The organism is Pseudomonas cichorii, from assembly GCF_015471405.1.
Classification (GTDB): domain Bacteria; phylum Pseudomonadota; class Gammaproteobacteria; order Pseudomonadales; family Pseudomonadaceae; genus Aquipseudomonas; species Aquipseudomonas serbiensis.
In genome coordinates, this window is the sequence record NZ_BLVZ01000019.1 from 60,941 (window position 1) to 77,705 (window position 16,765).

Genomic DNA, 16,765 nt, shown 5'->3' on the forward strand with positions numbered 1-16,765 from the left:
AGATAAGGATATTTCGCAGGGCTTAATGGCGTTTTGGGTGGTGTGGGCTACCTTCAAAAGAGCAGCATGTGATTGTTCTTCATTGCTATTGCGAAGTTGATGCGTTGGATTGAGGTGATCATGCGATGACAAAGGAAGCGTTGCCATGAGCAGTCGTATCACCATGGTGCTCGCTGTCGTTTTTTTACTCGGAGCGATATTGGCCGGGTATCTGGGAATAATGGTCAGTAAAGAGCCTGCGGCGCCACCCGTGGAGGCTCCTGTCGTTGAGGCACCGCCACCTGTCGAAGTTGCGCCGCCTGCCCCGCCCGTGGAAGAAGCGTTGCGCCAGAATGTCGTGGTGCTGGCGCACGATGTTCCTGCCTACACCCCAATCCAGGCTGAAGACCTGGTGATCGAGCGCCTGAAGGTTGCGCCTGCCGGGAGTTTCAGCAATATCGACCAGGTTGTGAATCGCAGTACCTGGCGCACGCTGGCGGCAGGAACCTGGTTGAGTGAAAGCAGTTTCGAGGCCGGAGGCACGCTGGCGCGGATGATTCGTCCTGACGAACGCGCACTGGCTTTGGCCGTTGATGAGGTGATTGGCGCGTCCGGGCAGCTCAGCCCCGGAGATTATGTCGATGTTCTGCTTTATCTGCCTGAAGACACCACTAATCCTGTCCGCTCCAGCCAGGTCGTGGTGCCTGCCTTGAGAGTCCTGAGCGTCGGTGAGCTTCTTGGTCCGACCCGTGATGGCAAGCCCGCACAAGATATCAGTATCGAAGAACGCATCAGGCTGGAGCAGCAGCGCCTGAGCGCCCGATCGGTGGTGGTGGCTGTGCCCGAATCGTTATTGGTGCGCTTGTTACTGGCTACCCAGACCGGCGTGATGCGCCTGGCGGTACGAAGTGCCGATGAGGGCAACCTTCAAGATTACTGGAGCGGCGATGCCAGCCGTCCCGATGTTGCCGTGCGCCTGGATTCTGCCAGGCGCAATCTGGTGCAGTTCAGCCAATTGGCTCTGAGTGCTCCGGCCACCAGTCATATCGGTGCGTCTCGCGGATCTCGTGGCGTTGAGGTGATTCGCGGCAACCAGGTTACGCAACAAACCCCCTGATTGAGCAAGGAAGCATTTGATGAACCGTTGTTTCGTACCGGTTTTAAAACGTCACGCGCTGTTTTTGCTGCTCGCCGGGCTGGGCGTGAACACAAGCTGGGCTGCTTCCGGCAATGACTGCAAGAATCTTGCTGCCCTGCCAGCTGTGCTGGAGGTCAGCCAGGGCATGCAGCAGGATGTACGTTCGCCGGTGGCCATTACCCGGATTGCCGTGGGTGATCCCAAGGTTGCCGATGTACTGGTCAATGGCAATCAGGGCTTTCTGCTGACCGGCGTTGCACGTGGCGCTACCAGTTTGATGGTCTGGACGGCCTGCTCGACCTCTCCTCGTCAAAGCATGGTATTCGTACGCGCAGGAGATGCTTCTGCGCTGGTCGATGCCTTGCCGGTGCCTTCTCTGGATCCTCAGTTGCCCAGTCAGGTCCAGACCGATATTCGTTTCATTGAAGTCAGCCGTAGCAAACTCAAGGAGGCCAGTACTTCGATCTTCGGTACTGGCTCGAACAACTTTCTGTTTGGTTCTCCCGGCACCGTAACCGACGTCACGGTCTCGCCTGGTACGGTCGGCTCCACGCGGCCCGCCATCGGTTTGAATAACAACAACTTCAATATCGTGTGGGGCGGTGGCAGCAGTAAGGTCCTGGGCATGATCAATGCCATGGAAGGCAGCGGCTTTGCCTACACCCTGGCGCGTCCGAGCCTTGTGGCATTGAACGGACAAAGCGCGAGCTTTCTGGCGGGCGGTGAGTTCCCGGTGCCAGTGCCCAGCGGGGATGGCAATGGCATCTCCATTGAATACAAGGAGTACGGCGTGCGTCTGACCCTGACGCCCACTGTGGTCGGACGTAACCGGATTCTGCTCAAGGTTGCACCCGAGGTCAGCGAACTGGATTTTTCGGCCGGCATCACTATCTCCGGCACCACTGTGCCTGCACTCAATATACGGCGTACCGATACCAGCATTTCTCTGGCCGATGGGGAAAGCTTTGTTGTCAGTGGCCTGATCAGCTCCAGCAATATTGCCTCTGTGGACAAGTTTCCCGGCCTGGGCGATATCCCGATTCTGGGGGCTCTGTTTCGCAATTCGCAGATTCAGCGCGATGAGCGTGAACTGCTGATGATCGTCACTCCGCATCTGGTCCAGCCACTGGCGGTCAATGCGCAACTGCCCACGCTGCCCGGTGAAGGCCTGCGTAATTACGACCCGAATTTCTTCCGTATGTATTTCCTTGAGAACGGCGATTTCGAGCGCCGTAGCGGGTTATCTCAATGAGCCAGAGCCTGAGTCAGACATTCCTGGCGATTACCCGCAACCCCACCGATCTTGAATGGTTGCAGGGTGCATTGGGTTCGCTGGGGCAGGTGGTGAGTGCCGGCAGCGGCAGCCTGGACGATTTGCTGGCGCTGGTGGACGTGACCTTCGCCAGCGTGGTGTTCGTGGGGCTGGATCGTGAACATTTGATGAACCAGAGCGCGCTGATCGAGGGTGCTCTGGAAGCCAAGCCGATGCTGGCGATTGTCGCTTTGGGCGACGGTATGGATAACCAGTTGGTGCTCAATGCCATGCGCGCCGGTGCCAGGGATTTCGTGGCCTATGGCTCGCGTTCCAGTGAAGTCGCCGGTCTGGTCAGGCGCTTGAGCAAACGCCTGCCTGCGGTGACGCCCAACCCCAACATGAGCGGTCTGACGGTGCTGTATGGCGCTCAATGCGATGGCGACGGAGCCTTGATAGCCTCTCACCTGGCGATGGTGGTGCAGAAGGCCGGGCAACGTGCCTTGTTGCTGGATCTGGGCTTGCCCCGTGGTGACAGCCTGTCGATGCTCGGTCTTGAGTCGACGTTCAGTTTCGGTGATGCACTGCGCCATTTGCGCAGGCTGGACGCGACCCTTATCGACAGTGCTTTTACAACATCCGAAAACGGCTTGCGCATCCTGGCCTACACCGAGGCCGACGATCATCTGGAACAGTCCAGTGCGGCCGAGTTGTACATGCTGCTCAGTGCCCTGCGCCAGCATTTCCAGCACGTCATCGTGAATCTGGTGGGCCAGCCGGACAGCGAAGCCCTGCGTACCTTTGTAAGTCACTGCGACCAGCTGCTGTGGTACGCCGACCAGAGCGTGATCGAGTGCCGACGCAATCTGGCGGTGCTCAATCTGTGGCGGGAAAAGGGCATGAAGATGCAGCACGCCGGGTTGCTGATCGATCGTTATTTGCGCTCGGTGGCACCCAATTCGGAAACGGTGGGGAAAACCTTCGGCCTGCCGGTGATTTCGGTCTTGCCGCTCAGCCCGGAATTGCGACTCAACGCCAAGAATCAGGGCGTGTCGTTGTTCGATCTGGCGCCCAGGGAATCGTTGTGTACGGGCTTGCGTCGCCTGGGCGATCACCTGGTCCGTCATTCCGACGCTTATGAAAAACCCAATGAAGGCTTCTTCACTCGGCTATGGGGGAATAAATAATGCCGGAAAAACTGTTTGGCGTTGCTTCGCGCGCTCAGGGCAGCACGGATGACGGGCAGGGGCTCAAGCTGGTACTGCACCGTTACATCATCGATGGCATCGAGGAGAGCGGCAGGAACCTGCTCGAAGGTTCGCGACCGGTGCTGGCGCAGTTCGTGATCGACAAGGTGGCCGAATATGTCGCCCGGCTGCGGCTGGCCATTTCTCGTTATGAGATGGAGCGTCTTGCCGAGGAACTGGTCGATGAACTGACCGGTTTCGGCCCGCTGGAGGTGTTGCTGCGCGATAGCGCCGTGACGGAAATTCTGGTCAACGGGCCGGGCAAGGTCTTTGTGGAACGTGACGGCGTATTGCACCACACCGACTTGCGCTTCATCGACTCGCACCACGTCGAGCGGGTCATGCAGCGCATCCTGGCGCCTCTTGGCCGCCGGCTGGATGAGTCCTCGCCCATGGTGGATGCGCGGCTGCCCGACGGTAGCCGGGTCAACGCGATCATTCCGCCGATTGCCCTGGACGGGCCGTGTCTGTCGATCCGGAAGTTTCGCAAGGACATGCTCAAGAGCACCGACCTGGTGGCGATGCAGACCATCGATCAATCGATCTTCGACTTTTTCCAGGAGGCGGTGGGCAAGCGTTGCAACGTATTGGTCAGCGGCGGTACCGGTACCGGCAAGACCACCATGCTCAACGTGCTCAGTCAGTTGATCGACACGCACCAGCGGCTGGTGACCATCGAAGACGTTGCCGAACTGCAATTGATTCACCCCCACGTGGTACGCCTGGAAACCCGACCGCCCAATGCCGAAGGCCATGGTGAGGTCCGTGCCAGCGACCTGATCCGCAACTCCCTGCGGATGCGCCCGGACCGCATCATCCTCGGGGAGATTCGTGGCGTGGAAGTGCTGGATGTGCTGACTGCCATGAACACCGGCCACGATGGCTCCATGAGCACGGTACACGCCAACAACGCTCAGGATGCGCTGTTGCGTCTGGAAACCCTGGTCGGCCTGACCGGACGGCAGATCCCCGAGAGAACCCTGCGGCAAATGATATGCGCGGCGCTGGACGTCATCATCCAGTTGGCTCGCCTGCCCGATGGCCGTCGTTGCGTCAGCGAAGTGGTGGAGGTGGTGGGTATCCGCGACGACATTTATGTCACCAACACTCTTTTTCGTCTCGACCGGCGTACTGGCATCGGCTTTCATCGCGAGGCCGTGCATGCCGCAGGTGACAAATTGCGGCCGTCTTACTGACGCGAGCAGGGAGGCTGCCCCATGAAAGCATCACTGGTTCTGGCGATCATTTTTGTGCTGCTGTTGGGTGCTGCGCTCTACATGTTTTATCTGGCGCTGAATCGGGGGGCGAGCGAGCGAGTGATGCAGCGCTTGCAGGTTGGGCAGCCGATAGCGATCGAAGAAAAGCCCGGTATTGAATGGCTGGAACGCGCCTTCTTGCGCGCCGGGCTGGGCAAGCCAACAGAGCGTATTGGCCTGGCGATTACCTTATGGACGCTATCGATACTGCTGGGTTACCTCATGGGCGACTGGTTCGGTTTCGGGGTCGGGCTGGTAGCCGCTCCACTGACGCTGCGCATGTTTATTTCCTGGCGTTATCGCAAGCGGGTGCGGCGCATGATCGAGCAATTGCCGCAGATGCTCGATCACACCGTACGCAGCCTGAAATCAGGCCGGACCCTGGCCGATGCGGTGCTGCATGGTATCGAGGCGGCGGACCAGCCGTTGCGCGACGGCATGCTGCGGATCGAGCGAAACGTGCAAATGGGCGTCAGCCTGCCCGACGCTGCACGGGATTTTGCCGAGCTGTACGAGCGCGATGAATTTCACCTGTTTGCGCTTGGGCTGAAGGTCAACCATCGCTATGGCGGCAATGCCAGCGAACTGATGGAGAACCTGATCAAGCTGATCCGCGAGCGCGAGCAGGCGGGCCGTCAGTTGCGTGCCATGACCGGCGAAACGCGCATGACCGCCATCGTGTTGGCGCTGTTGCCCATTGCGATGGTTGGTTATTTCATGCTGACCAATCCCAATTACCTGATGCACATGTGGAACGACAGCGGCGGGCAGCGAATGCTGATTGTCGCGTTCTCCTTTCAGGTGATGGGTTGCCTGACGTTGTGGCGCATGTTGCGGAGTGTATGAAATGGGCCTGACCATCAGTGCGGTGATGTTTGTGGCGGCAGCCTTGTTGCTGCTGTCCAACCTGGCTCGCCAGCGCCGCAACGAGCGTCAGGTCGCCTTGCGTCTCAAGGGGCAGATGGTGCGCGAAAGCCGTATCGGCAGTTGGCTGCGCTTGTTGGGCGATACACGCCTTGGGCAGCGCTCGATCAGCCTTGATAACGAAACCCTGGTCCTGCTCAACCGTATCGGTTGGCGTCGGGCCAGCAAGCGTTCGTTGTATGCGGCTTGCCAGATTGGCGTACCCATCGGGCTTTTGATTCTGGTCATTCTGCTCCAGGTGCTGTTTTTCAATTCTGTCGAGCAGCCCTTTATTGCACCGGTCTTTGCGTTTGGTGTGGGTTATCTGATCCCTAAACGGGCGCTGGCTGCCTTCGCCCAGCATCGTCAGAAGCAAGTGGTGGTAGAGATCTCGACCTTCATTCCACTGCTGCGCATCCTCTTCGAGTCCGGTATGGCTGTGGAGCAGGCGCTGCGGGTACTGAGCAACGAGGGCAAGGACTTGCTGCCGGTGCTGTCCGAGGAAATCCGCGTGATTCTGGTGCGGGTCGATTCCGGGCTGGAGCTGGGAGATGAGTTGAGAAAGTCCGCAGCCCTGCTGGCCGTGGACGAGTTCAGCGACACCTGCGTGATCCTCAATCAATTGATTCATCAGGGCGGTGGGGCTTTGCGGTCCTTGCTGGCCCTTAAGCAGTTGCTCGACGACCGCCGCCTGACGCGCTTGCAGGAATACATCTCCAAACTGTCGGCCAAGATGTCGGTGGTGATGATGGTTTTTTTGTTCCCGGCGTTATTGATTGTGCTGGCCGGGCCAGGATTTACCGCCATCGGTCATGCCTTGGGCGGCCGGTGAAACGTGCATGGATGAAGGACGTGTTGCAATGAAAGCAGTGATGATCTTCGTGGGGCTTTTGATGCTGGGTGGATGCGCCACTAACGGCACTGTGCCCTGGATGCAGTCGTCGGCCGGAACGGGCACTTGCCCCAAACCGACATCCGATCAGGAGTTCACCCTGAATCTGGCCCAGAACATGGCCGATGAAGGGCGTTTGCATGCCAGCCTGGCCAACCTGGAAAGCCTGCCCGACAATCTTGATGAAGTGCGGCTGCGAAAGGCACGGGTATTGCGCTTGCTGGGCAGTCGCGAAGCCGAGCCTTTGTACCGCAGCCTGCTGGGCACTTGCCGGGCTGCGCAAGGCGAGCATGGTCTTGGGCAGTTGGCGGCGTCTCGTGGCGACAATGTCCAGGCGCAGCAGCATTTGCTCCGGGCCAGCAAACTGGCGCCAACCGATGAAAAAATCCGCAACGATCTTGGTGTGGTTTATCTCAACCAGCTGAATCTGGAGCAGGCCCGCTTCCAGTTCCTTACCGCCATCGAACTCCGGCAGTCCGACACCCTGGCGGCCGCCAATCTGGTCACGCTGCTGATCTATCAGGATAACTGGACCCAGGCCGCAGAACTGGCTTCCAGGGCAGGACTGACGGCACAGCAGGTCAGTGACGCGCAGGTCCGGGCAGAAAAACTGAAAACGCCTGCTGCCAGCCGTTCTATCTCGAATGGCCAGGTAACGGCCATGCGTGACCAATCAGAGGAGGCACATCCATGAGGAGCATAATCTTCGGCGGTATTCTGCTGTTCGGCTTGTGCGCAGACGCATGGGCCATCGATGAAGGACCTTCATCGGCTCCGCAGAAGCAGACCGAGGCCTGGCTGCAACTGCAGATTGGTGGCAGTGCGGCTTCGCCCACTCCGCAAACCCTCACTCCCGTCGAGCGCGAGTTGAGCCTGCAACGCTGGCTTGAAACCTACAAGCATGAGATCCCGGATTTTTATGAGCAGAAGAAGGGAGGAAGTGTCTCGTCGGGCGGGAAATAATCGCCCCGTGCCCTTCTTCAAAGTCGGGTAGGAGCGAATGAATTCGCTCCTACATGGCTGATATTCGTTGCCGATTCGGTGACAGTGCCAGCGCCAACTGGGTGCGGTTATGCATGTGGGTCAGGCGCAGAACCTGCGAGACATAAAGTTTGACTGTGTTTTCCGTGATGCCTAGTTCGCAGGCGATCTGGTAATTGGTCTGGCCTTTGCTGACCAGCCTGGCGACAGCGAGTTGTCTGGGGGATAGCTGGGCGAAAAGCTTGTTCTCGGCGTCGAGGCTGTCTTGTTCCAGCGTGCTCTGTTTTTTATCCAGGTTCTTGTACAAGTCGTCGATGGAGGCCGCCAGATACTGGAGCTTTTCGTTGAGCAGCCCCAACTGCTGAAGATTCTTTTGCCGCTCTTGCAGGGCCAGTTCCTGAGTCTGGATACCCTGAAGCAGCTCGTCCAGATTGACGGGTTTCTGATAGTAGTCGGCGATCCCGGCACGCAGCGCCTTGATCACGTCTTTCTTCTCGGCCAGGCCAGTCAGCATGATGGCTTCAAACAGGTGTTTCTTGCCGCCAACCAGCTTCATGGCTTCGACCATCTCGATTCCGTTCATGCCCGGCATGTCCAGATCGCACAGCACGATGCCGATGCTGTCGTCGTTGCGAAAATGTTCGATGGCCTCGCTGCCTGAGTGACAAGGGATACAGTGATAGCCGTTGTTCCCGAGAAAATCGCTCAGTTCGTCAACGATAAGAGGCTGGTCATCGACAACCAGAACTTTGACGGTCGAATACTTGTTCACTCGCTACTCCATGCCGACGAGTCATAACAACTGACAGATGCCCGGTCCATATCAGCAAAACAAGGTTTACGATTTACCGTAGTCGTACTTTCCGGCTATGTACATAGCGCTAAGGTGTGATTCGACTAGTGGATGCACAGAGCCGTCAATAAAAAGCCTGTGAACAGGAAAGGCGAGAAGGGTTGTTTATTTGTCGCTTCGGCATTCATGTAGGTATAACGCTGCGTAACTCTCTGTCCTATAAGGGGCCAGACTTTTTGACGAATGATCAACCATATCAACATGACCAGTCCCGCACCGATAAAAGTACCCAGCAAGTGCAGGCTGCTGCTCGCCAGAGCCAGCGCCGCCAGCAGCTTCACATCGCCTGCGCCCAGTCTGCCAAGGGCATAACCGGGTAGCGTCAGCGCCACCGCCAATAAAAGCGCCCAGCCAGCATCGGCAGATTCAAACCCCAGCCATGTATGGCCGCTGTACAACAGATAAGCCAGTGCGAGGGTAAAACCGCCTAATGTCAGCCAGTTGGATATCAGTCGTTGCCGGGCGTCCTGTTCCGCACATATGGCGAACCAGGCGAGTAGGAAAAGTAATTCCATTGTATAAAAAACATCCTGTTTTCCTGAAAGAACCTATGCTGTCTTAACGGTAGTAAATGTCAGGGTGGACGTCGACATGCCAACAGCCTTTCATAAATCCTCCCGTCGAAAACAGAAGGGCGCCGCTGCAATCGAGTTTGCGGTGGTGTTCGTTGTGTTCTTTGCTGTTTTCTATGGCGTAGTGAGTTATAGCCTCCCATTGCTGATGGTGCAGTCTTTCAATGCTGCCGTCAGCGAGGCGGTGCGCCGAAGTGTGGCGTTGAGCCCGACGGTCGCCAACTACGACACCTTGCTGGTCAGCCAGGCCAGTGCAGTCCTGACCACCCAACTGGCCTGGATGCCTGCCGCGCTGGGTTTCACTGCCTCCGACATGAGCGTGAGCTATACGGCTGGCGTCCTGACGGTGAGGATTCACTACCCCAAGAGCAAGCTGACCAGAATTCTGCCGGTGTTGACCCTGCCAGGAATCGGCGAAGTTCCGAACCTGCCGACCAACCTTTCTGCCCAAGCGAGTTTGCAACTTGTCCCTTGATAAAACACGTTTGAGTCGTTGGCTGGGCCGCTCCGACACGCCGGCCGCCCCGCAACCCGTACCTGCGACAGTCGAGCCGGAAACGATTGGCGCGGATCTCTATTTGCTGCTCGATGGCGAGGGGCGGGTGCAGAGCGTCAGCCCGCATTTGCTCTCGCGTCTGGGAATCACCGCCCAGTACGTATCGATGCAGCGACTGATGAGCCTGCTATTGCCCAACAGTGCCCTGGTGATCGAAGGCGTGCCGTCGGACTGGATGGGGCACATGCTCGATCTGGACTTCAAGAGTGCAGATGCCCACACCCTGCATGCCCGTGGCTGGGTTCAGGCCCACGGCAAGGACTGGCTGTTGCAACTGATGGACATCAGCGACCTGATGGAGGAGGCCAGCGCCGCCCGCAGTCGTCAGCAATGCCTGCGTATTGCCGGGCAGATAGCCGAAAGGATACGGGTTTGCAACGTTGACCGGCTGGCCGCAGTGGTAGCCGAACAGCTTGAGGAGCTGGCACAGCTCTGGCACATCCCCTGCGTGGCATTGGTGCTGCCGGAGATCAACGGCATAGGCTGGCGAGTCTATGCCCAATACCACGCTCATACCGCGCCGGAGTTATGGCAGGTCGGGCAACGGCTTGGCGTTGAACTGGACAGGCTGGATGCCAATATCAGCCATCAACTGGCGTTTGGCGCCGGTACTGATCTGGTGCAATTGCAAAGTGCCTTCGGCAATGCCGATGGATTTGTCATGCCTCACAGCCGTGACAGCGTTGCCAAGGCCTGGTTGATGTTCGGCTTCTACAACGCGCAGCAGCAAGCGCCGGACCTGGGCGAACGCGAGTGGCTGAACCTGTGCTCGGCTCTGGCTGGACCTGTGCTGTTCCGTATGTCGGAGCAGCATAACCGTCACCATGTCGAGCGTCTGGCGGTGCTTCAGGATCTGCTGGGTACCGGCTGGTGGGAGTTGCTGCCCAGCAGCGATGAGATTCTGCTGGCCCCGCAACTGGCGCGCAGTTTGCGCCTCAATGACAGGGTTGATCGTCTGCCTCGTCAGGACTGGCTGGCGATGATTCATCCGGCCGACCGGCAGGAGTTATCCACCCGTCTTGTCCAGTTGCGTGACAAGGGCACGCCGATGCTGTTGTGTGTGCGCCTGCTTCAGACCGATCCTGCACAGGAAAATATCTGGTTCCGCATTCAGGGTCAGGCCCTGATCAGTGGCCAGGTACAGCGCGTGCTGGGTTTCATGCTTGATGTCAGTGATATCAAGAACCAGGAAACCAATGCTGCTGCGGCTCATGCGCGACTGGATAACCTGATCGCCAGTTCGCCAGCGGTGATCTACGTCCAGCGCTATGACCAGGGCAATCTGGAACCGAGCTTTTTCAGCGACAGCCTCAAGCCTCTGTTGGGCTGGACATTGGCCGAGTGTGTCGACGGGCAACTGGCCGGGTACATCCATCACGACGATCAGGACATCTGGTTCGATCGCAACCGGCAGTTACTGCGCGAAGGCTTTGTCAGCCGCCGTTACCGGCTGCGCGACAAGAAGGGCGATTATCACTGGCTGCTGGATGAGGCGCGGTTGCTGCGTGATGACCTCGGAATGCCCGTGGAAGCGGTGGGGCTGTGGCTTGACGTCACCGATGCCACCCTGGCGGCCGAACAGGTGCGCAAGAGCGAGGAGCGTTACCGGATTCTGGTGGAAGACTCGCCGGCGATGATCTGCCGTTACACCCCGGATTTGGTGCTCAGCTTCGGCAACCGTCCATTGGCCAATTATATGGAGTGTACGCCGGAGCAACTGACGGGCATCAACCTGGGGGACTGGCTCTCGGATGAGCAACGTGAAGCCTTCAAAAAGCGTATTGCTCTGCTGACCCCTGAAGCGCCCATGAGTACAGAGGAAATCTGCATCGAGCTGCCCGGACGGGAATATGCCTGGTGGGTATGGGCCGACCGGGGCGTGTTCGATGAAGAGGGTAAGCTGATCGAGATCCAGGCGGTCGGGCGCGATAACACCGATGTGCGCCGCTCACGGATGCAGCTGAACCAGAGTGCGAAAATGGCGACGCTGGGCGAGATGGCGACCGGTCTGGCACACGAGATCAACCAGCCGCTCAATGTCATGCGCATGGCGGTGGTCAACGTTCTCAAGCGTCTGGGCAAGGGCGATATCGATATCGACTACCTCACCGAAAAGCTCAATCGCATCGACACCCAGGTTCAGCGCGCAGCCCGTGTGGTGGATCATATGCGGGTATTTGGACGCCGCTCCGAGATCGAAGAGCAACTGTTCAATCCGATTCAGGCCGTGGAAGGCACCATCTCGATGCTCTCTGAGGGCATGAAGGGCAAGGGTGTGCAGATCCGTATCGGTGAAATGTGCGCGTCAGTGCAAGTACGCGGGCATGTGGATCAACTGGAGCAAGTGCTGATCAATCTGATGGTCAACGCCCGGGACGCCTTGCTTTCGCGTCGGGAAAAGGACCGTGACTTCGAGCCCTGGATCGGCCTTGAGGTGGAAGAGGACGAGAACATCATTCGCCTGTCGGTTCAAGACAACGGCGGCGGTATCGACCCGCGTCTGCTGGAGCGTATTTTCGAGCCGTTCTTCACCACCAAACCGGTGGGTGTCGGCACCGGCCTGGGCTTGTCTGTCAGCTATGGCATCGTCGATCAGATGGGCGGGCAACTGAGCGTCAGCAATGTCGATGAGGGTGCCAGGTTCCAGATCGAGTTACCTATTTTCAAGCACTCCTAAATGACCAGTGTGGCCTGACCGAAGTTGCAACTGAGGTTACCGCCCACCTCGGCGGGCGACAGGCTGAGGCCTAGCGCGTCGATCAGCGGGTCTACGACCGATTGCAGCAGTGGCCTCAGGGTGCCAGCGACAATACCGTCCAGTGTGGTGGTAATGGCCGCCAGCATGGACGCCGCGCCGGTTATCACATTGCCCAGGCCATTGGGACTGGTGGTCGAAGGCCTGTAGACACTGACCTTTGCCCCTGAGATGACGCCGTCGAGCAATGTGCTGGGCAGAACCGCGGCTGCGGGGTCCAGAGGAAAGTAGGGCGAACTGCTGACCTCTGGAAGATTGGGTGAACTGAAGGTGCTGTTGGTCGAGGACGAACTTCCTCCCAGTGGCGACTGGCTGACAGGATCAAAGCTGATCCCGACGCCCCCACCGCCAAAGGGTACTCGTGTGGTGCAACTGCCCAGCAAGCCAAGAATTTTCTGACAGGTCTGGGTGCCGATATCGATCACTGGGATGGGGATGGCGGTAATTGCGGAAGGGTCGGTGCTGGCTGGAAAGGCTCCTGCGCTGTCGATCAGGCCGATCTTGGTGCTGATCAACGCCGTATCGGTATGAACGGTCAACGTCTTGTTGGTATTGCTTGTGCAGGTGTAACCGGTGACGTAAGTGTCAGCGCTAGCCATTGAAATGCTGATATCGATTCTGGGGCCGGCGCTTGAGGATGAACTTGAAGTCAGCAGTTTTATGTCCGAAACCATGCAACTGGTCAGGCCGATGGCGCAGGTGGTCGAGCCCAGCAGCCCGGCGAGGTTCAGGCTCAGGGCGCTGTTGATGACCGGCGTGAGGCTGCTGACCAGCGACGTGGCGGTATTGACCAGCGGAGTGATCGCCCCGAGCACTGGCAGATTGATCGAAACCAGTGCCCGCATCTGGGCAGTACGGACATAGAGTCTGTTCGCTCCGGTCCTGGGGTTGAGCGGATCGATCTTGCTCGGGTCGCCAATGGCCGACAGTTGCGGTGGCTCTACGACCTGAACCCTGGTCGTGACTTGAGCCAGCCCGGCCAGGTTGATCTGTGCCGCAGCCGAAATGCCGTTCTTGTCATTGGCCAGTTGCGCGACACCTTGCACCAGATCGAACAGGCGCAGGTTGGTATTGAGCGCTGCGATATCCGTACTGCCCTGCACCGACAGCAAATCACCCAGCAGCACCGTGGTCGCGCCAGCCGCAATCTTCAAGGCTCGCAGGCCGCTTATGGTCGCAGTAGCGCTCAAGGTTCCGGCAGGGTCCAGCACATTGATCGCCGTCTGGATCAACTGGCTGACAGCGACATTCGTGTTCAGCACATCGGTGTAGCCCACGGCGTTGATGCTCAGGTCGGTCTTGAGCCGGTTGAGGTAATTGAGCACGCTCAGTTCGGTGCCTGCGATTCCTTGCCAGTTGGCGACGCTGAGGTTCAGTGTTCCGCCCAGCAGGCTACCGATAACAGGGTTGAGGAGCGCTGCCTTGGCGCTGTCGATGGTCATTGCGGCGCTGCGGATGGTCAATGCCGCCAGGGGCGGTGTGCTTGCTGCAACCGCTGTTGCACTGAGTTGAATGTTTGCCGGAGTCGGTGTGCTGTCGAACAGCGCCGCGATGCCCGCCGCGATGCTTCGGGGGACGGCATGAGTGGCGACGACCTTGATGGCTTCGGGCTTGGTTGCATCGGCGGTAAAGGTGCGCCGGCTGTTGACGTCCAGCGCCAGGGTGCCGCAGTTGACCGTCAGCGTGCGGCTGTCGCTGCCCACCACGAAACTGTTGCGGGTGGCGCTCTGATTGGCGTAGGTGGAAGCACTTGTTCCTGAGGTGCAGGTGCCTTTGCGGCTGGCCGCCTCCAGTGCCGCCATGTCCGCTACACGCTGCAGTGAACGCTTTTCCAGATACAGCCTGCCGCTGTCGATGACAAGCAGCGTGCATAACAGGGCAATACCCAGGGTCAATGCAGCCAGCAAGCTAATGGCGCCTTGTTGCCGTGCCGGTAACGCGACATAACGATTCAGGGGAGACATCAGCACTCCTTCGGCCAAGCCGTCGCTCACTCGCCTGTGTGCAAAGGAGTGTAGACAAGGCCCGGGGAGGCTGCCGGATGGTTCTCTGAGTGTGCGGATTCATCCGCGAAGACGTATCAGCGCGGCGGATACTGCTCCAGGATTCTGGCCACGGTATTGCGCACGGCGGTATCGCGGGCGCTTGGGTTGACGGCGTTTTCGCTCAGGATACGTTCGGTGCTGCCGCGCCAGACCAGCTTGCCGTCCTTGCCGTCGAACAGGTCGATCTGCAGGGTCGTGACCTTGTAATCCACGCTTCGGGTTTCTGTGGGGAACGGGCCGCCCCAATAGCCATAACCGCCCCACGGTCCCCAACCGGCATTGTTATTGGTGCTGACCAGTTGCTGGCGGTTTTCGACGATCAACCAGGCTTGCACCCGCAGATCGGCATGGGCACCGCCTGGTGCCATGCGCAGGCCGCGCTGGTCCAGTTGGTCGCTGATCGACTGGCGGATGCGCTGTTCGGTGAGGTCGCTCTTGATGCGTGGATCTTCGGGTTGATATTGCACGCCGGGCTCTTTCCAGCTCCAGCTGCGATAGCCGCCGAAATCCCGTTGGGCATCGAAGTCACGATTGATCTGATTGGTCTGGCAGGCTGTGAGTAGCACGGCCAGTGACAGCAAGACTAGGCGGCGAAACATGGCAGTTCTCCGAAAGGGTTACGAAGGGGGATACGCCGTCAAGGCTTGTTGCACCGCCTGACGCAATGCTTTGCTGCGCGAGGCTTCATCGACGCCGCTTGTGGTGTCCGCGCTGGCACTCCAGACCGGCTGGCCGGTGCGGGCATCGAACAGGTTGATCTGCACCACCATCACTTTTTCCTGATAGGTACGCACGATGGGGACGCTGGCATAACCGCCGTAGCCATTACGATAACCGTTGTAGCGGCCATAGCCCACGCCGCCGCCATAGTACGGGTCTGAATAGTCTTCACGCACCTGACGCATTCGGGTTTCCTGGCGAATCGAGGCGCTGACATAGACGTCTGCCGGTTGGCCGTTGCGGTTAGGCCGCAGCCCGCGTTGATCCAGGCCATTGCTGACCGCATCGGCGACCTGTGCCGAATCCATCCACGCCGTGCCCGGTGGCAGATGCCCGTTGAGCCAGGCCCAGTTTCGGTAACGGCCATAATCTCGTGGCGCTGCCGGATAGGCGCTCATGTCCAGTGTATTGGCCGCTTGCGGCGGAGCGGGTGGCATGGGGGCGGAGCTGGCGACATACGGGTTGTCGCTTTGGCAGGCACTCACGCTCAGGCAGATGGCGATCAAGGCGAGGCGGCGTTTCATGATGATCTCCGCGTGGTTTCAGACCGGACGGCATATCCAGTGCAGGTAACGACCCAAACCTGCAAAGCCCGGATGGCGTCGGTGAGCCAGTTCCATTTCCAGCAGGTCCTCAAGCTCGGCCCGGGCCTGAAATTCAACCGGCATGTAATCATGAAACACTCGCACGCCACTGCGGGTTTCGACCTGCCACAGGCCTTCAAGTTGCGTTTCCAATTCCCTTGGGTCGAGGGGCTGTTGCGGGGTCAGGCTCTGTTTTTCGCCAGCCATGTCGTTCTTGCGCATCTTGCGAAAATGCCCCTTGAGCAAATTTCGATAAATCAGCGCATCACGATTATAGAATGCCAGCGATAACCAGCCATCGGCCTTGGTCAGTCGATGCAGTACTGGCAGGATGGCATGAGGTTCTGCCAGCCATTCCAGCACGGCATGGCACAATACCAGGTCATAAGGCTCGCTCAGTTGCTCCGGTAGATCCTGCCAGGGCGCCTGAATGAACGTCGCGCTTTGCCCTGCATCGGCAAAACGCTGGCGCGCGCCTTCGAGCATCGGCCCGGCTGGTTCGGCCAGGGTGACTTCATGGCCACGTTCCGCCAGCCATAACGACATATGCCCAAGCCCGGCGCCGATATCCAGAACGCGCAGAGGCCGCTCGGGCAGCGTCTCGGCAAGGTCGGCCTGCAGCACCGCAAGACGAATGGCGCCTTTGGCGCCGCCGTAGATCTTTTCCGCGAAGCGGGTGGCCAACTGGTCGAAATGACGATCACTCACTTGGCGAATCTCCGCTCGCTGTCGGTCAGCTTGCTGCGCACGACATCTTCCATGTCCAGGCCAAGCTCGCTGCACAGAAGCAGCAGATAAAGAACGATATCGCCTACTTCCTGCCCGGCATGGGCCAGTTTCTCGGGTGGCAATTCCCGAGACTGGTCTTCGCGCAGCCATTGGAAGATTTCTACCAGCTCGGCCATTTCCACGCTGGCGGCCATGGCCAGGTTCTTGGGGCTGTGAAACTGTTTCCAGTCGTTCTGATCGCGAATGCGGTGCAGACGCCGGGTCAACTCGTCGAGGTTCATGATGCTCTCCTGAAGGCGCATA

17 protein-coding genes are annotated in these 16,765 nt (G+C 58.9%); 10 read left to right on the forward strand and 7 right to left on the reverse strand.

Going from position 1 to position 16,765, the window contains the following annotated elements; translation table 11 throughout:
- The first annotated feature begins 145 nt into the window (after window positions 1-145).
- Genes cpaB through JL015_RS24880 form a run of 8 tightly spaced genes read left to right on the forward strand, consistent with a single transcriptional unit; the run spans window position 146 to window position 7,630 of the window.
- Window positions 146-1,096 carry a Flp pilus assembly protein CpaB gene (gene cpaB, locus JL015_RS24845; RefSeq protein ID WP_201020357.1) on the forward strand — a complete coding sequence of 317 codons (951 nt, stop codon included), beginning with the start codon at window positions 146-148 and terminating at the stop codon, window positions 1,094-1,096.
- A 19-nt stretch (window positions 1,097-1,115) separates the two neighbouring features.
- Window positions 1,116-2,369 carry a type II and III secretion system protein family protein gene (locus tag JL015_RS24850; protein WP_201020358.1) on the forward strand — a complete coding sequence of 418 codons (1,254 nt, stop codon included), beginning with the start codon at window positions 1,116-1,118 and terminating at the stop codon, window positions 2,367-2,369.
- Window positions 2,366-3,556, forward strand: a complete 1,191-nt coding sequence (locus JL015_RS24855; protein ID WP_201020359.1) for a pilus assembly protein — start codon at window positions 2,366-2,368, stop codon at window positions 3,554-3,556. Before JL015_RS24850 ends, JL015_RS24855 begins: the two co-directional genes overlap by 4 nt.
- The gene (locus tag JL015_RS24860) at window positions 3,556-4,812 is read left to right on the forward strand and encodes a CpaF family protein (RefSeq protein ID WP_201004984.1); all 1,257 of its coding nucleotides are present in this window, start codon (window positions 3,556-3,558) and stop codon (window positions 4,810-4,812) included. The genes JL015_RS24855 and JL015_RS24860 overlap by 1 nt, the downstream gene beginning before the upstream one ends.
- Window positions 4,813-4,833: 21 nt before the next feature.
- A complete protein-coding gene (locus tag JL015_RS24865; protein WP_201020360.1) occupies window positions 4,834-5,718 on the forward strand; it encodes a type II secretion system F family protein in 885 nt (294 codons plus the stop codon).
- 1 nt (window position 5,719) lies between these two features.
- A complete protein-coding gene (locus JL015_RS24870; protein WP_201020361.1) occupies window positions 5,720-6,607 on the forward strand; it encodes a type II secretion system F family protein in 888 nt (295 codons plus the stop codon).
- 28 nt (window positions 6,608-6,635) lie between these two features.
- On the forward strand, window positions 6,636-7,361 hold the full coding sequence (locus JL015_RS24875; protein ID WP_201020362.1) for a tetratricopeptide repeat protein: 726 nt from the start codon (window positions 6,636-6,638) through the stop codon (window positions 7,359-7,361).
- A complete protein-coding gene (locus JL015_RS24880) occupies window positions 7,358-7,630 on the forward strand; it encodes a DUF3613 domain-containing protein (RefSeq protein WP_201020363.1) in 273 nt (90 codons plus the stop codon). The genes JL015_RS24875 and JL015_RS24880 overlap by 4 nt, the downstream gene beginning before the upstream one ends.
- Window positions 7,631-7,679: 49 nt before the next feature.
- On the opposite strand, the gene JL015_RS24885 is transcribed toward JL015_RS24880, so the two are convergent.
- The gene (locus JL015_RS24885; protein WP_201020364.1) at window positions 7,680-8,420 is read right to left on the reverse strand and encodes a response regulator transcription factor; all 741 of its coding nucleotides are present in this window, start codon (window positions 8,418-8,420) and stop codon (window positions 7,680-7,682) included.
- A gap of 125 nt (window positions 8,421-8,545) precedes the next feature.
- Window positions 8,546-9,016: a prepilin peptidase gene (locus tag JL015_RS24890; protein WP_201020365.1), complete on the reverse strand. Its 471-nt coding sequence runs from the start codon at window positions 9,014-9,016 to the stop codon at window positions 8,546-8,548.
- 76 nt (window positions 9,017-9,092) lie between these two features.
- Here JL015_RS24890 and JL015_RS24895 point away from each other — a divergent pair, with 76 nt between their 5' ends.
- Together JL015_RS24895 and JL015_RS24900 are read left to right on the forward strand one after the other, a co-directional pair.
- Window positions 9,093-9,548, forward strand: a complete 456-nt coding sequence (locus JL015_RS24895) for a TadE/TadG family type IV pilus assembly protein (RefSeq protein ID WP_201020366.1) — start codon at window positions 9,093-9,095, stop codon at window positions 9,546-9,548.
- On the forward strand, window positions 9,538-12,306 hold the full coding sequence (locus JL015_RS24900; protein ID WP_201020367.1) for a PAS domain-containing sensor histidine kinase: 2,769 nt from the start codon (window positions 9,538-9,540) through the stop codon (window positions 12,304-12,306). The genes JL015_RS24895 and JL015_RS24900 overlap by 11 nt, the downstream gene beginning before the upstream one ends.
- On the opposite strand, the gene JL015_RS24905 is transcribed toward JL015_RS24900, so the two are convergent.
- From JL015_RS24905 to JL015_RS24925, 5 genes are all read right to left on the reverse strand, one after another.
- Window positions 12,303-14,348, reverse strand: coding sequence for a pilus assembly protein TadG-related protein (locus tag JL015_RS24905; RefSeq protein ID WP_201020368.1), 2,046 nt, complete (start codon window positions 14,346-14,348; stop codon window positions 12,303-12,305). The genes JL015_RS24900 and JL015_RS24905 overlap by 4 nt on opposite strands.
- Before the next feature lie 116 nt (window positions 14,349-14,464).
- Window positions 14,465-15,028, reverse strand: coding sequence for a DUF4136 domain-containing protein (locus JL015_RS24910; protein WP_201020369.1), 564 nt, complete (start codon window positions 15,026-15,028; stop codon window positions 14,465-14,467).
- A gap of 18 nt (window positions 15,029-15,046) precedes the next feature.
- Complete coding sequence (locus JL015_RS24915) at window positions 15,047-15,673, reverse strand: DUF4136 domain-containing protein (RefSeq protein ID WP_201020370.1); 627 nt, start codon at window positions 15,671-15,673, stop codon at window positions 15,047-15,049.
- An 18-nt stretch (window positions 15,674-15,691) separates the two neighbouring features.
- Window positions 15,692-16,441: a methyltransferase domain-containing protein gene (locus JL015_RS24920; protein WP_201020371.1), complete on the reverse strand. Its 750-nt coding sequence runs from the start codon at window positions 16,439-16,441 to the stop codon at window positions 15,692-15,694.
- Window positions 16,438-16,743: a MazG-like family protein gene (locus JL015_RS24925; RefSeq protein ID WP_201020372.1), complete on the reverse strand. Its 306-nt coding sequence runs from the start codon at window positions 16,741-16,743 to the stop codon at window positions 16,438-16,440. The genes JL015_RS24920 and JL015_RS24925 overlap by 4 nt, the downstream gene beginning before the upstream one ends.
- Window positions 16,744-16,765 lie beyond the last annotated feature (22 nt).

Bases quoted from the DNA above. Each gene is read 5' to 3' on its own strand.
- cpaB (WP_201020357.1), top strand. From the start codon at position 146: ATGAGCAGTCGTATCACCATGGTGCTCGCTGTCGTTTTTTTACTCGGA.
- JL015_RS24850 (WP_201020358.1), top strand. From the start codon at position 1,116: ATGAACCGTTGTTTCGTACCGGTTTTAAAACGTCACGCGCTGTTTTTG.
- JL015_RS24855 (WP_201020359.1), top strand. From the start codon at position 2,366: ATGAGCCAGAGCCTGAGTCAGACATTCCTGGCGATTACCCGCAACCCC.
- JL015_RS24860 (WP_201004984.1), top strand. From the start codon at position 3,556: ATGCCGGAAAAACTGTTTGGCGTTGCTTCGCGCGCTCAGGGCAGCACG.
- JL015_RS24865 (WP_201020360.1), top strand. From the start codon at position 4,834: ATGAAAGCATCACTGGTTCTGGCGATCATTTTTGTGCTGCTGTTGGGT.
- JL015_RS24870 (WP_201020361.1), top strand. From the start codon at position 5,720: ATGGGCCTGACCATCAGTGCGGTGATGTTTGTGGCGGCAGCCTTGTTG.
- JL015_RS24875 (WP_201020362.1), top strand. From the start codon at position 6,636: ATGAAAGCAGTGATGATCTTCGTGGGGCTTTTGATGCTGGGTGGATGC.
- JL015_RS24880 (WP_201020363.1), top strand. From the start codon at position 7,358: ATGAGGAGCATAATCTTCGGCGGTATTCTGCTGTTCGGCTTGTGCGCA.
- JL015_RS24890 (WP_201020365.1), bottom strand. From the start codon at position 9,016: ATGGAATTACTTTTCCTACTCGCCTGGTTCGCCATATGTGCGGAACAG.
- JL015_RS24895 (WP_201020366.1), top strand. From the start codon at position 9,093: ATGCCAACAGCCTTTCATAAATCCTCCCGTCGAAAACAGAAGGGCGCC.
- JL015_RS24905 (WP_201020368.1), bottom strand. From the start codon at position 14,348: ATGTCTCCCCTGAATCGTTATGTCGCGTTACCGGCACGGCAACAAGGC.
- JL015_RS24910 (WP_201020369.1), bottom strand. From the start codon at position 15,028: ATGTTTCGCCGCCTAGTCTTGCTGTCACTGGCCGTGCTACTCACAGCC.
- JL015_RS24915 (WP_201020370.1), bottom strand. From the start codon at position 15,673: ATGAAACGCCGCCTCGCCTTGATCGCCATCTGCCTGAGCGTGAGTGCC.
- JL015_RS24925 (WP_201020372.1), bottom strand. From the start codon at position 16,743: ATGAACCTCGACGAGTTGACCCGGCGTCTGCACCGCATTCGCGATCAG.